Source organism: Achromobacter dolens (assembly GCF_902859745.1).
Classification (GTDB): domain Bacteria; phylum Pseudomonadota; class Gammaproteobacteria; order Burkholderiales; family Burkholderiaceae_B; genus Achromobacter; species Achromobacter dolens.
The window spans coordinates 1-13,899 of record NZ_CADIJW010000063.1 but is presented as its reverse complement, the minus strand read 5'-3'; the positions used below and the strand labels follow the sequence as shown (position 1 = coordinate 13,899).

Annotated in this window: 12 protein-coding genes; 6 read left to right on the top strand and 6 right to left on the bottom strand. The window is 67.5% G+C overall.

The window, feature by feature from the left end; all coding sequences use genetic code 11:
* Window positions 1-11 precede the first annotated feature (11 nt).
* Together HV783_RS26520 and HV783_RS26515 are read left to right on the top strand one after the other, a co-directional pair.
* The gene (locus HV783_RS26520; RefSeq protein WP_156330713.1) at window positions 12-737 is read left to right on the top strand and encodes a polysaccharide deacetylase family protein; all 726 of its coding nucleotides are present in this window, start codon (window positions 12-14) and stop codon (window positions 735-737) included.
* A complete protein-coding gene (locus tag HV783_RS26515) occupies window positions 712-1,860 on the top strand; it encodes a glycosyltransferase family 4 protein (protein WP_175190175.1) in 1,149 nt (382 codons plus the stop codon). The genes HV783_RS26520 and HV783_RS26515 overlap by 26 nt, the downstream gene beginning before the upstream one ends.
* Before the next feature lie 57 nt (window positions 1,861-1,917).
* Here HV783_RS26515 and HV783_RS26510 read toward each other — a convergent pair whose 3' ends face one another.
* Genes HV783_RS26510 through HV783_RS26500 form a run of 3 tightly spaced genes read right to left on the bottom strand, consistent with a single transcriptional unit; the run spans window position 1,918 to window position 3,947 of the window.
* Window positions 1,918-2,190, bottom strand: a complete 273-nt coding sequence (locus HV783_RS26510; RefSeq protein ID WP_054501255.1) for a YkgJ family cysteine cluster protein — start codon at window positions 2,188-2,190, stop codon at window positions 1,918-1,920.
* Window positions 2,191-2,192: 2 nt separating this feature from the next.
* Window positions 2,193-2,960, bottom strand: coding sequence for a YdcF family protein (locus tag HV783_RS26505; protein WP_054501254.1), 768 nt, complete (start codon window positions 2,958-2,960; stop codon window positions 2,193-2,195).
* A gap of 15 nt (window positions 2,961-2,975) precedes the next feature.
* Complete coding sequence (locus HV783_RS26500; RefSeq protein ID WP_175190174.1) at window positions 2,976-3,947, bottom strand: glycosyltransferase family 9 protein; 972 nt, start codon at window positions 3,945-3,947, stop codon at window positions 2,976-2,978.
* 108 nt (window positions 3,948-4,055) lie between these two features.
* On the opposite strand from HV783_RS26500, the gene msbA reads away from it, so the two are divergent.
* The 3 genes from msbA to HV783_RS26485 all read left to right on the top strand — a co-directional run bounded on the left by msbA (window position 4,056) and on the right by HV783_RS26485 (window position 8,068).
* Window positions 4,056-5,831, top strand: a complete 1,776-nt coding sequence (gene msbA / locus HV783_RS26495; RefSeq protein WP_054501253.1) for a lipid A export permease/ATP-binding protein MsbA — start codon at window positions 4,056-4,058, stop codon at window positions 5,829-5,831.
* 46 nt (window positions 5,832-5,877) lie between these two features.
* Window positions 5,878-7,695 carry a monovalent cation:proton antiporter-2 (CPA2) family protein gene (locus HV783_RS26490; protein WP_175190173.1) on the top strand — a complete coding sequence of 606 codons (1,818 nt, stop codon included), beginning with the start codon at window positions 5,878-5,880 and terminating at the stop codon, window positions 7,693-7,695.
* Between the two features lie 145 nt (window positions 7,696-7,840).
* A complete protein-coding gene (locus HV783_RS26485) occupies window positions 7,841-8,068 on the top strand; it encodes a hypothetical protein (RefSeq protein ID WP_054501923.1) in 228 nt (75 codons plus the stop codon).
* Between the two features lie 51 nt (window positions 8,069-8,119).
* Here the strand turns inward: HV783_RS26485 and HV783_RS26480 are convergent, their stop codons facing one another.
* Window positions 8,120-9,265: a GGDEF domain-containing protein gene (locus HV783_RS26480; protein ID WP_054501251.1), complete on the bottom strand. Its 1,146-nt coding sequence runs from the start codon at window positions 9,263-9,265 to the stop codon at window positions 8,120-8,122.
* A gap of 126 nt (window positions 9,266-9,391) precedes the next feature.
* Here HV783_RS26480 and HV783_RS26475 point away from each other — a divergent pair, with 126 nt between their 5' ends.
* Window positions 9,392-10,864, top strand: coding sequence for a sensor domain-containing diguanylate cyclase (locus HV783_RS26475; protein ID WP_054501250.1), 1,473 nt, complete (start codon window positions 9,392-9,394; stop codon window positions 10,862-10,864).
* An 86-nt stretch (window positions 10,865-10,950) separates the two neighbouring features.
* Here the strand turns inward: HV783_RS26475 and HV783_RS26470 are convergent, their stop codons facing one another.
* Complete coding sequence (locus HV783_RS26470; RefSeq protein WP_054501249.1) at window positions 10,951-11,652, bottom strand: DUF3053 domain-containing protein; 702 nt, start codon at window positions 11,650-11,652, stop codon at window positions 10,951-10,953.
* A 296-nt stretch (window positions 11,653-11,948) separates the two neighbouring features.
* Window positions 11,949-13,412: a ribonuclease G gene (rng, locus tag HV783_RS26465; RefSeq protein ID WP_006393908.1), complete on the bottom strand. Its 1,464-nt coding sequence runs from the start codon at window positions 13,410-13,412 to the stop codon at window positions 11,949-11,951.
* Window positions 13,413-13,899 lie beyond the last annotated feature (487 nt).

Genomic DNA, 13,899 nt, shown 5'->3' with positions numbered 1-13,899 from the left:
ATAATCGTGCCATGTCTATCCCAATTCTCATGTACCACCAGATCGGCGAGCCCAACCCCAAGGGCACGCCGTTTCGCGGCCTGACGGTGCACCCGGATGATTTCGCGCGTCAGATGCGCTGGATGCGCTTCCTGGGCTACCGCGGCCTGTCGATGCGCGACATCATGCCGTACGTGCGCGGCGAGCGCCGCGGCAAGGTGTTCGGCCTGACCTTCGACGACGGCTACCGCAATGTGGTCCAGAACGCGATGCCGGTGCTCGACAGGCTGGGCTTCACCGCCACCAACTATCTGGTGGCCAACCAGTTCGACGGCGGCAACGTCTGGGACGCCAAGATCGGCATCCCCTTCTCGCCGCTGATGACGGTCGACGAAATGCGCCAATGGGCCGCATCCGGCCACGAGGTCGGCTCGCACACCCTGGACCACGTCCATCTGCCCGAAATGACGCCCGACGAGGCGCGCCGCCAGATGGTCGAGTCCAAGGACGTGCTCGAGCAGGCGCTGGGCGCGCCCGTCACCGCCTTCTGCTATCCCTATGGCGACCATGGCCCGGAACACCTGGTCATGGCGCGCGAAGCGGGCTACGACAACGCCACGCTGACCAAGCGCGGCCTGGCCAACGCCAGCGATGACCCCTTCGGCCTGCCGCGGGTGACGGTGTCGCGTTCGACCGGCATCTTCCGTTTCCTGCAGAAATGCCTGACGCGCTATGAAGACATCCGCGGGCGCGGCTGAGCGGCGGCTGCGCATCGCACTGCTGGTCGACCGCTTCGGCAACCGTTTCGGCGGCGCCGAGGCCTACGGCGTCGAGCTGATGCGCGTGCTGGGCGAGCGCCACGATATTTCCGTGGTGGCGCGCGACTACGACAGCGACCTGCCGTTCCCCTTCCTGCCCGTGCGCTTCCCCGGTTGGCTGCCCAGTTGGATGCGGGTGCTGTATTTCGCCTGGAAGGCCGATCGCCTGACCCGGGGCCGCTACGACATCGTGCACTCGCACATGAATGGCTGGGCCGGTGAAATCCAGGTCATGCACGTCACCCCGGTGCGCTACAACCGCGTGACCCGGGTCAAGCCGGTCAAGCGCGCGCTGGCCTGGCTCAGCCCGCGGCTGGCCACCTACCTGCTGCTGGAGAAATTCCGTGTGCGCTGCGCGCCCGCGCGGCGGGTGGTGGCGGTGTCCGGCCTGATCATGGACCAGTTGCACCGCAGCTACGGTCCGCAACTGCCGGTCGAGATCATCGCGCCCGGCGTCAAGCTGCCGGCGCCCGAGGCCGCCGCGGCCCGCCCCGCCACCCGCGCCCAGCTCGGCTGGGACGACGCCACCATCGGCTGCCTGCTGGTGGCCCGCAATCCGCTGCGCAAAGGGCTGCCCGCGCTGCTTGACGCCCTGGCGCTGCTGCCGGCGCCGTACCGCCTGCTGGTAGTGGGCGCCGACGAGGCCACCCGCGAGCGCGTGCGGGCGGCCGGCGCGGTGGCCAGCCGCGTCACGTTGGTGGATCCCACGCCCGAGGTCGCCCGCTATTTCGCCGCGGCCGACATCTACGCCCATCCCACGCTTAACGACAGCTATGCCATGGCGCCGCTGGAAGCCATGTCGCACGGCCTGCCGGTGGTGGTCAGTTCGCCGGCCTATTGCGGCTTCGCGCAATACCTGTCGGCCGGCAAGGACGCGCTGATCCTGCAGGATCCGCGCGATGGCGCACAACTGGCGCAGGCCCTGCAACGCCTGGGCGACGAGCCCGAACTGCGCGCGGCGCTGTCCGAACGCGGCCTGGCGATCGCCCGCGACCAGAGCTGGGAAACCGTGGCGGCGCGCTACGAAGACCTGTACCAGGCAGTGCTGGCCGAGCGCGCCTGACGCCGGTCGCCAGGCGCGCCAGAAACGACAACGGGACCGCGAGGTCCCGTTGTGCATTCAGTGCGCCGGTGCCGTGGCCCGTTCCAGCTCGCCCAGCCAGCGCACGGCATATTCCCGATCCGGCCCGCACATCTCGGCCTGGGCCTGCAGTCCGCCGCAGAAGTCCGGCCGTGACGGCAGGCCGAATATCGCGCAGCGCATGTCCGGCAGCAACTGGATACAGGGCACGCCGGCCGGCTTGCCATCCGGCATTCCCGGAATCGGCCGGGTGATCGACGGCGCGATGCAACAGGCGCCGCATCCCGGCCGGCACGCCAGGGCCGTCGCCATGCTCAAACCCACCCGCGCAGCCAGTACACGAACAGGCCCGCGTATTCCTTGATGATCGAACGGCTGGCGTCGAAAGTGCGCTGGTCGGGCAACCAGGGGTTGAGCGACCCGTCGGCCGGCGCCACGATCTGCGGCGGCGCGGGGGCGGCGATGGCGACCACGCCCTGCTTGGAGAAGGCCGCCATGGCGCGCGGCATGTGCAGCGCGGAGGTCACCAGCAGCACCTTGCCGATGCCGCGGGTCTTGAGCTGGTCTTCGGTCAGGGCCGCGTTCTCGTAGGTGGTGCGGCTGGCGTTTTCCAGGATCAGGGCCGATTCCGGGACGCCCTGCTGGCGGATGGCATGGGCCATGCCGCGGGCCTCGCTGACATCGCCTTCCAGGGCGCCGCCGGACAGCACCACCTTGGGAGCGCGGCCGGCCAGGTACAACTGCGCCGCGGTGTCCACGCGCACCACCGCGGTGTCCTTGTCGTAAGGCAGGAACCAGTTGGCGCGACCATTGGCGGTATTGCCGCCCAGCACCACGATGGCGTCCGCCGTGGGCGATTCGGTCGGCTTCAGGTGCGGATAGCGGCTTTCCAGCGCGCCGCCCAGCCACAGCGAGGTGGCCGGCAGCGACCAGGCCAGCGCCCACAGCAGGCCGGCGACGATCAGGGCGCCGCCGGTCTTGCGCAGCCGGAACAGGCCCAGCACCAGGCCGACCACCACCAGGGTCAGGCACAGGTTGTAGGGAATGATCAGATTCGTGAGGTAGCTGGACATGATGGTCATTTCAAAACTAAGCGTTTACTGCGCGCCGTCCAGTAACTGGCCGGCCTGATGTTCCACCTCCTCGATGGACGGCCAGGCCGTTTCCGAACCGACGCATACCGCGCGGGGCGACCACGGACCGGTGCGGCCGGGGCGGGTGACGCCAAACAGCGTCAACTCGCGTGCGCCCGCCGCGGCGGCCACGTGCGAGACGCCGGAGTCGTTGCAAATCACCAACGTCGCGCGTGCCGTCAGCGCGGCGAACGCGCCCAGCGGCAGCGCAGGCAGCAACTGCGCCGTCGGCGCATTGCGCCGGGCTTCCTCGGTTTCCGCCGGAGGGGGGCACATTACCACGGTATGGCCCCGGGCTTGCAACGCGCGGGTAAGTGTATCGAATCCCGGCCACACCTTGACCCTGCCTTTGTGCAGCCCGGTCGCGGTGGGCGCGATCAGGACGAAGCGCTGGCCGGCCAGGCCGGCCGCTTCCAGGGCCAGGCTGGCGGTCTGATGATGGGCCGGCGTCAGCGGCAGGTCCAGCGTCGGGCCGGGCTCGGCAGGGCCGGTCGGCAGCCCCCAGCGGGCCAGCGCCTCGCGGGTCAGATGGTGCCAGGACTGCACCGCGTGCAGCCCGCCGTCCGGCTTGGCCACCGGCCAGCGCAACAGAAAGCTGCGGCCGTCGTCGCGATAGCCCGCCGATGGCACTCCCGCCAGCCGGAACACCAGCGCGCTGGACAGCGAATCCGGCAACAACAGGCCGCGGGCGCGCCGGCCTTCGGCGCCCAGGGCGCGGCGATGGGCGCTGACCGTGGCTCTATCCGGCCCCACTTTTCCCAGCATTGGCAGGAACTCCCGTTTGTCGATCCCGTCCAACAGGTCCCGCGCCCAGGGGCGGGCACAGATCACCAGGGGCAGGCCGGCGGCCTGCAAGGCCCGCAGGCTGGGCAGGCTCATGCAGACATCGCCCACCCAATTGGGCAGGCGGACGTAGAGGCAACTGATTTCGGACATGGACAGGCGCACCGCGCGATAGGAACTGAAAGGGGGACGCCCGGCCCCGCGCGGCAACGCGTAGCCAGTACAATCCGGGGCACAATTGTATAAAAGCGAGTGATTCCATTGAATTCTGCCGCACGCAACACGCCCGCGGGCTCCCAGCCCGTCAGAGCCGAACTCTGGAGCCGTATCTACAGCCGGGTTGGCTCCTACTGGAAGGGGCTGGTGCTGGCGACCCTGCTGATGGCCGGCGCCGCCGCCACGCAGCCCACGCTGGCCGTCATTATGAAGCCCCTGCTGGACGACGGCTTCTCGGGCGCCAAACCCTACTACGTCTGGGCACTGCCGCTGGCGGTGGTGGGCCTGATCTTCCTGCGCGGGGTCTGTAACTTCTTCAGCGATTACCTGCTGGCCTGGGTGGCCAACAACGTCCTGCTGGGCATGCGGCGCGACATGTTCGAACGCCTGCTGGGCCTGCCGGACGCCGATTTCAAGCGCGGCGACACCGGCCGCCTGCTGAACCGCTTCACCATCGACGCGGGCAACGTCACCGGCTACGCCACCGACGTCATCACGGTGCTGGTGCGAGAAACCCTGGTGGTCATCGCCCTGATCTGCGTGCTGCTGTACACCTCGTGGGTGCTGACCCTGATCATCCTGATCATGCTGCCCGTCTCGGTGCTGATCGCGCGCACCTTCATCAAGCGCCTGCGCCGCATCAACCGCGACACCGTCAACATGAACGCCGAACTGACCCGCGTGGTCAGCGAGGGCATCGACGGCCAGCGCGTCATCAAGCTGTTCGACGGCTACGAGGTCGAACGCGGCCGCTTCGATTTCGTCAGCGGCCGCCTGCGCCGCTTCGCCATGCGCACCGCCACCGCCGACGCCGCCCTGACGCCCCTGACGCAGGTGTGCATCTCGATCTCGGTGGGCGCGGTCATCGCCGTCGCCCTGGGCCAGGCCAACAACGGCTCGCTCACGGTCGGCAGCTTCGCCTCCTTCATGGCCGCGCTGGCGCAGATCTTCGACCCCATCAAGCGCCTGACCAACCTGGCCGCCCGCATGCAGAAGATGCTGGTGTCGGCCGAAAGCGTGTTCACCCTGATTGACCAGGTGCCCGAAAGCGACACCGGCACGCGCGAGCTGCCCGAACCCGTGCGCGGCAAGGTCGAATTCCGCAACGTCACCCATCGCTTTTCCGACGCCGACCGCGACACCGTCAACGACGTGTCGTTCGTGGTCGAACCCGGCCAGACCGTGGCGCTGGTGGGACGCTCCGGCAGCGGCAAGACCACGCTGGTCAACATGCTGCCGCGCTTCGTGCTGGCCGACAGCGGCGCCATCTACGTCGACGACGTGCCGATCAACGACCTGAAGCTGCGCAGCCTGCGTTCGCACCTGTCGCTGGTCAGCCAGGACGTGGTGCTGTTCGACGACACCATCGCCGCCAACGTCGGCTACGGCGCCCTGGGCGAGGCCAGCGAACAGCAGGTGCGCGACGCGCTCGCCGCCGCCAACCTGCTGGACTTCGTCGAAGGCCTGCCGCAGGGCATCAACACCCCCGTTGGCGAAAACGCCGCGCGCCTGTCCGGCGGCCAGCGCCAGCGCCTGGCGATCGCCCGCGCCCTGATCAAGAACGCGCCCATCCTCATCCTCGACGAAGCCACCTCGGCGCTCGATAACGAGTCCGAACGCCAGGTGCAGGCTTCGCTCGAACGCCTGATGAAGGGCCGCACCACGCTGGTCATCGCGCACCGCCTGTCGACCGTGCAGAACGCCGACCGCATCATCGTGCTGGACGCCGGCAAGATCGTCGAACAGGGCCCGCATGCCGAGCTGCTGGCCGCCGACGGCCTGTACGCCTCGCTCTACAACATGCAGTTCCGCGAAGACTGATCGCGCGCGGCGCCGCGCGCCGCGCCAGGCCACCCAGGAGCCGCCCATGTCCCTGCCCGCAGAAGGCAACCAGCTCGTCAACGTCGTCGTTCTGCTGGGGGCGGCGGTCATCGCGGTGCCCCTGTTCAAGCGCCTGGGGCTCGGCTCGGTCCTCGGCTACCTGGCCGCCGGCCTGGCCATCGGTCCGTTCGGCATCGGCTGGTTCTCCGATCCCCGTTCCATCCTGCACGTGGCCGAACTGGGCGTGGTGATGTTCCTCTTCATCATCGGCCTGGAGATGCAGCCGTCGCGGCTGTGGAAGCTGCGCGGCGAAATCTTTGGCCTGGGCGTGGCCCAGGTGGCGGCCTGCGGCGCATTGCTGACCGCGGTCGGCCTGGCCGCCGGCCTGTCAGGCCCGGCGGCCTTCATGGCGGCAATGGGCTTCGTGCTGTCGTCCACCGCCATCGTCATGCAGATCCTGGCCGAGCGCGACGAGACCGCCAGCGCCCAGGGCCAGCGCATCGTTTCCATCCTGTTGCTCGAAGACCTGGCCATCGTGCCGCTGCTGGCCCTGGTGGCGCTGCTGGCGCCGGCCGGCGCCAGCGAGCATGGCGATCCCTGGCTGCAGTCGGCCATCGCCCTCGGTTGCGTGCTGGCGCTGCTGGCGGCGGGGCGCTGGCTGCTCAATCCGCTGTTCCGGCTGCTGGCCGCCGCGCATGCGCGCGAAGTCATGACGGCCGCGGCCCTGCTGGTGGTGCTGGGGGCGGCGCTGTTGATGGAATTCGGCGGCCTGTCGATGGCCATGGGCGCATTCCTGGCCGGCGTGCTGCTGTCCGAATCCACCTTCCGCCACCAGCTCGAAGCCGAGGTCGAACCCTTCCGCGGCATCCTGCTGGGCCTGTTCTTCCTGGGCGTGGGCATGTCGCTGGACCTGGCCGCCGTGGCGCGCGAATGGCAGTTGATCCTGGCCGGCGTGGTGGTGTTCATTGCGGTCAAGTCGGTGGGCGTCTACCTGATCGCCCGCCTGTTGCGCGCCAGCCACGCCGAGGCGCTGACCCGCGCGGCCCTTCTGGCACAGGGCGGCGAATTCGCCTTCGTGCTGTATGGCGCCGCCGCGGCCGCAGGCATCTTCGACGCGCACCTGGCGGCCGTGCTGATCGCGGTGGTCATCATTTCCATGGCGCTGACGCCGCTGTGCGTGCTGGCGCTGCGCTGGCTGCTGCCCAAGCCGGCGCCGTCGATGGAGGGAGTGGATGTCGCCCAGGACCTGGACGGCTGCGCGCTGATCGTCGGTTTCGGCCGCTTCGGCCAGATCGTGACGCAGGCGATGCTGGCGCGCGACATCAAGGTATCGATCCTGGATACCGACACCGATGCTATCCGCGCCGCCGCCAAGTGGGGCGTCAAGGTCTATTACGGGGACGGAACTCGCATCGACATGCTGCGCACCGCCGGCGCCGAAACCGCCAAGGTCATCCTGATCTGCATCGACAATCCGCAATCGGTCAATCACATGGTCAAGCTGATCAAGGCCGAATTCCCGCTGGTGCAACTGGTGGTGCGGGCCTATGACCGCATCCATTCCCTGGCGCTGGCCAGGGAGGGGGTCGATTACCAGGTCCGCGAGACGCTGGAATCCGCCCTGGTGTTCGGCGAAGCGGCGCTACGCGTCATCGGCGTGCCTGCGGACGAAGCCGCCGAGGTCCTGGCGGACGTGCGCAAGCGCGACACCGACCGGTTCGCGCTGGAAGTGGCGGGGGGGCTGTTCGCCGGCCGCTCGCTGCTGTACGGCAACATGACCGGCCCGGCGGACGGCCGCAACGACCAGCCCGACCGGGAAACCGTGGCGCCGGCCGGGCACGCCGAACCTGGCGCGCCGGCATGACCCGCGTATGACAGGTCTTTTGGATGATGTATTACAGCGTCTTTTCATTACTTTACGCTTCATTTCACGCGCAAGCCGCGGCGGCTGAGGTAGATTGATCTCCATCGGCGCTTCACTCCCGAAGCGCCTCTGCCAGGGGCCAGCCATGCTGCAATCCGATCGGATTTCCACGACCCCGCACGCTGTCGGGCTTGAGCTTGCGCGGCGGCAAGCCATGACCCTGCGCTGCGGATTTTCCGCCGGTGCGATGCGCCAATTAGTCCAGTCGACGCGTGGGGCCGGCCCGGCGTGGGCCATCAACGCCCACCGCGAAACCGACAAGGCGCGTGGCGCCAAGGCCTTTCCTTTCCGGATCGCCGCCACGGCATCCTGAACGCTGGCGCGGGCGCGTGGCCGTGGGGGCGCGCGCCCGGCTCGCCGGTCGTCAGAGCTGCGCCATCGCCGCCCGGCTTTTACCGGCCGACTTGGCCAGGTACAACGCCTGGTCCGCGGCGTGCAACACCGCGGCCGTGTCGGCGCCGTGGCGCGGGATCAGCGCGATGCCGATGCTGCCGCCGATGTACACCGGCATGGCCTGCTGCAGATCATACGGCTGCCTGACGCTGTCGATGATCCGTTCGGAAAACCGCCGGATGTCCTGGTTGCCGTCCAGCCCCATCAACAGCACGAATTCGTCGCCGCCGATGCGGCCGGCCTCGGCGTCCGGCGGCTTGAGCGCCTGCAGGCGCTCGGACACCTGCCGGAGCAGCATGTCGCCGACGCCATGGCCATAGGTATCGTTGACCGACTTGAAGCCGTCCAGGTCGAGGTACAACACCGCGAACTCTGCCTTGTCCTGGCTCGCCCGGCCCACCGCCTGGTCCAGCGCGCGCAGCAGGCCGTAGCGGTTCAGCAGCCCGGTCAGCGAATCCTGCCGCGCCTGGCGTTCGTTTTCGCGTTCTGCCAGCATGGTCGACACCAGCATGCCGTTGAGCCGGTACGAGGCCATCGACATCGAGGTCATGTAGAGCGGCACCTGCACCAGCACCAGCCAGAAAATCGGCTCCCGGGTAAACAGGGCCGCCAGTGCGCAGGGGCCCACGCTCAGCGCCACCATCGCCGCCGACAGCCGCGGCGCGCCGAAATTGCGCACGCAGATGCCCCCGACCATCGAGGCCGCCGACAGACAGGCCAGCGTCGCCGCGATCCAGTCGCCGCTGGTCAGGCTGATGAAGGTGCCGTAGCCCACGCTGGCGGCCCACAAGAGCGCCAGCACTACATACAGGTCGGTCGGGGTGGGCCGGCGGGCCAGCGCGGCGCGCCGCGCCGATACCAGCACCAGGATGCGGCTGGCGCAGATCAGCGCCTCCATCGCCAGCCACAGCAGGAATGGCGGCTCGGGTCGCCGCAGCGTAATCAGCGCTGCCACCAGCAGGGTATTGATGATGCCGCCAAAGAAGATCGGCAGGGATCCGAACAGGCCTCCAACCAGCGCTACGCGGATCTCCGGCGGCACGTTGCGGCCGGGGTCGACCAGCCACCGCGTGAACCGCAGGGTGGGTACGCTGTAAATCCTGTCCTGGGTGTTCATAGGTTCGTCGAATGGGAACGGCGGGCGCGGCGCTGTCGGCGCCATCTTGCCTGCCCGCATGGCCTTGCGGCATTATGACCGCTAAAAATGCCACGACCCCTACCGCGATAGCGAAGGAGCGCCGTATTGAAGTCCCATGGGTTATTACACCGAACTCTGTATGCCCTGGCGGGGCTGATCGCGGTCGGCATCTGTGCCGCGGCGGTGGCGCTGCTCTGGATGGACCGGCGCACGACCTGGAACCAGGCCTATGTCTCCGCTGGCAATCTCACCGAAGTGCTGGCCGCCGACATCGGCCGCACCATCCGCGTCTACGATCTGTCGCTGCAGGGCGTCATCGAGCGCCTGAATGAACCCGATATCGAGTCTCTGCCGCGCGGCACGCTGCACCGCTTCCTGTTCGACCGCGCCGCGAGCGCCGAATACCTGGGCACCATCCTCATTCTCGATCGCGACGGCAACGTCCGCTACGACTCGCAAAGCACCGAGCCCGTCACGCTGAACTTCGCCGACCGCGATTTCTTCCAGGTCCATCGGGATCACCCCGATGCGGGCATGTATGTCGGCCGCCCCTACCTCAGCCGCCTGCGCGGCGGCGATGAAAGCATCGGCATCAGCCGGCGGCTGTCCAATCCGGACGGCAGTTTCGCCGGTGTCGTCACCGGTTCGTTGCGGCTGGCCTATTTCCGCGACCGCTTCGCGGGGCTGTCGATCGGCCCGCGCGACGCCATCACCATCTTCCGCAACGATGGCGCCGTCCTCGCCCGCACGCCGTATTCGTCGGCCGACCTGGGCGCCGATATCGGTCAGGAACTGGATTTCCAACAGTTCCTCATTCGTCGCGAGGGCGTCTTCGTCGGCGTGCTGGCGCCCGACGGCGTCGACCGCCTCTATACCTTCGAGAGCGTGCCCGGCACGCCGCTGGTGATCGACGTGGCGATGGCGGTCGACGAAGTCCTCGAACCCTGGGTGCGGCGCGCCATGCTGATCATCCCCATCACGCTGGCGCTGTTCGCCTCGGTGATGGCGCAGATCGTGCTGTACCGGCGCGAGACCCGCCTGCGCCAGGAGGCCGAGAGCCGGCTCGAAAAGGAGGCCCAGACCGATGGCCTGACCGGTATCGCCAACCGCCGCACCTTCGACGAGGCGCTGGCGCGCGAATGGTCCAGCGCCATCCGCGATGGCCAGCCGCTGTCGCTGCTGTTCCTGGATGCCGACCATTTCAAGCGCTACAACGACCGCTACGGTCATCAGGAAGGCGACGAGCTGCTCAAGATGCTGGCGCTCACGGTGCGCGGCAAGGCTAGGCGACCGCGCGACCTGGCGGCGCGCTATGGCGGCGAGGAGTTCGTCGCCTTGCTGCCCGACACGACCAGCGAGCGCGCCCGGGTCATCGCCGAGAACATCCGCCAGGCCGTGGCCGGCCTGGGGGCGCCGCATGAAGACAACGAGGGCGGCATCGTCACCGTCAGCATCGGCGTGGCCACGTTGCGGCCGCAGCCGGGCGACGATGCCGCCGCGCTGGTGGAGGCGGCCGATGCTGCCGTCTACCGCGCCAAGGAGGCCGGCCGCAACCGGGTCATGATGGCGGACGCATGACGGTCTCGCGACGCCACCGATTGGCCGCGGCAAAAAAAAGGACGACCCCTTTCGAGGTCGTCCCGGCAAGACTGGGGCGTTGGTGATCAGCCGCCCAGCATCACAGCCTGCAGGCGTGTCTGCGCCTGTTGCACCTTCTGCGCCTGGGCGGTCAGGTCCTGCAGCAGCTTGTTCAGCTCGGCCAGCACCGTCGGATCCTGCACCTTCGGCATCGGGCCCGACAGGTCGATCTGCGCCTTGTGCGCTTCCACGTATTCGGCCAGTTTCAGGCTGCTGTCCAACGTGCCGCTGATCTGCGGCAGCACTTCGCGGAACGTCTCGGCCGGCACCGTGACGGTCTTGGCGTAGGCCTTGTCGTAGACCGCCTTCAGGTCATCGGGCTGCTTGAGCTGCGCGCGGGCGGCATCCGCCTTGGCCTGTTCCTTGGCCAGGGCCTCGCTCATGTCCTTGAGCGCGGTCTGGACGGTCTTGATGTCGTCGCGGCGCGCGATGACGTCGTTCAGCGAGCGCACGGCGCCTTTCTGCATCAGGTTGCCCATCGGCTTGACGGATGCATCCATGGCGGCATTGAAGTCGGTGATCACGGCGTACTGCGCGGCGTAGTCGCCGAACGACTTCTTCTCTTCCTCCGTCAGCTTCGGCACCCGCACCCCCGGCTTGTCGACGATGCGCGTCTGCAGGAACTGCGTGAACGCGGCGCGCTGTTCGGGTTCTTTGCTGCCGCAGGCGGCCAGCACCAGCGGCAAGGCCAGGGCCAGCAGCAGGAACGGACGGAATAGGGTTTTCATTACGTGATTCTCCGGAAAACATGGGAAATGGCAGGGCCCCTCAACCCCGGGGCCTGCCAGCCGGTGGCGAGCTTATCGGGTCGCCCTTCCGGTCGCCACCGGTTTCAAACTTCATTGCAATCGAATCGCCGCGATACAAACTTCACACATATTGACGTGAAAGTTTGCGCCGTAGCTGGTATGTGGCGAGTGGGCAGGCGGAGCGGGCCGCGCACAAAGAAGAAAAGCCGCTATCGCGGCTTTCCGGCATCAAGGATATTGCGTCACGGGCCCGCAGGCCGGCAAGGCGTCGAGCCTCAAACTAGGATGATGTCGTATTTTTCCTGGGAATAGGTGCTCTCGACTTCCAGCGACACCCGCTTGCCCACGAAGTCACCCAGCATTGCCAGGTGCTGGCTTTCCTCTTCGAGGAACAGATCCACCACGTCCTGCGACGCCAGGATGCGGAATTCCTTGGGGTTGAACTGGCGCGCTTCGCGCAGGATCTCGCGCAGGATTTCGTAGCACACCGTGCGCGGCGTGCGCACGTTGCCGCGCGACTCGCACATGGGGCAGGGCTCGCACAACTGGTGCGCGAGCGAGTCGCGGGTGCGCTTGCGCGTCATCTCCACCAGGCCCAGTTGCGTGAAGCCGTTGACCGTCATCCGGGTGCGGTCGCGCGCCAACGCCTTCTTCAGTTCCGCCAATACGGTCTCGCGATGCTCCTGTTCCTCCATGTCGATGAAGTCCAGGATCACGATCCCGCCCAGGTTGCGCAGCCGCAGTTGGCGCGCGATGGCCTGGGCCGCTTCAAGGTTGGTCTTGAAGATGGTGTCGTCGAAATTGCGTCCGCCGACGAAGCCGCCGGTGTTGACGTCGACCGTGGTCAGCGCCTCGGTCTGGTCGATGATCAGGTAGCCGCCCGACTTCAGGTCCACGCGGCGCGATAGCGCTCTCGCGATCTCCTCGTCGACATTGGCGGTATCGAACAGGGGGCGCTCGCCGCTGTAATGCTGGATGCGATCAACCACGGACGGCGTATAGATGCGCGCCCACTCGAGCATCGCGGCCGTCGTGGTGCGGGAATCGACCAGGATGCTGCCGGTTGACGGCCCCACCATGTCGCGCAGCACCCGCTGCGCCAGCGTCAGGTCCTGGTGCAGCAGCGCCGGCGCCGGCTGGGTGCGGGCAGCGGCCTGCACGCTGGTCCACAGCTTGCGCAGGTATTCCAGGTCGGCGGCCAGTTCCTCGTCATTGGCGCCCTCGGCCTGGGTGCGCACGATGAAGCCGCCTTTCTCCTCGCTGGGCATCAGCGCCTGCAGCCGTTCGCGCAACTGCGTGCGCTCGGACTCCGAGTCGATCTTCTGCGAAATTCCGATATGCGGATCATGCGGCAGGTAGACCAGCATGCGGCCCGCCATGCTGATCTGGGTCGATAGCCGCGCGCCCTTAGTGCCCAGGGGGTCCTTGACCACCTGGACCATGATGGTCTGCCCCTCGAACAGCAGTTTTTCGATCGGCGTGGGCGTCAGGCCCTGGCTGCGTTCGCCCCGGTTTTCGCGCAGATCGGCGATATGGATGAAGGCGGCGCGCTCCAGGCCGATGTCGATAAAGGCGCTCTGCATGCCCGGCAGCACCCGGACCACCCGTCCCAGATAGATATTGCCGACGTGGCCGCGCTGGATGCTGCGTTCCACGTGCAGCTCCTGCACCGATCCCTGCTCGACCAGCGCAACGCGGGTCTCGAAGGGCGTGACGTTGATCAGGATATCTTCGCTCAACGCGATGGTTGGGGGCATGGGGGCATCTTCTCCAGGTAAGGACTGTGCGGCGCAAGGCGAATAGTAAACGTACGGGTGCGCCTGGCAAGCAACGCAATAGCCTACAGGCAAGACGACCTATCTATATATATAGACATGCGCCGCCGCGTGGATATTGGCGATCGCGCCGTGGGACAGGCGAGCACAACGCTATCTATATAGAGAGACGCGGCATTGGGCAAGTGCGTGGGCGGGGGAGGGGCGGGCGGAGAGCAGGCAGGGGGCAGGCAGAGGGGCTCTCCCGTATCGGGCGGTCTGCAAATTCAGCAGGCTTTTTGCGTCCGGCGTGTGACAGCCCAAAATTCTGTGCTATAGTCTCGCTCCTTCGCAGTTCACACAGTTTTGTGAGCCGCGAAGCCAGGCAAGTGCAACGGATTTGACGCTATGGCGACGAATCTGCCGCAGGGCAGCAAGGCGGTGAGTCAGCGATGATTCTCTCGAACCGGCG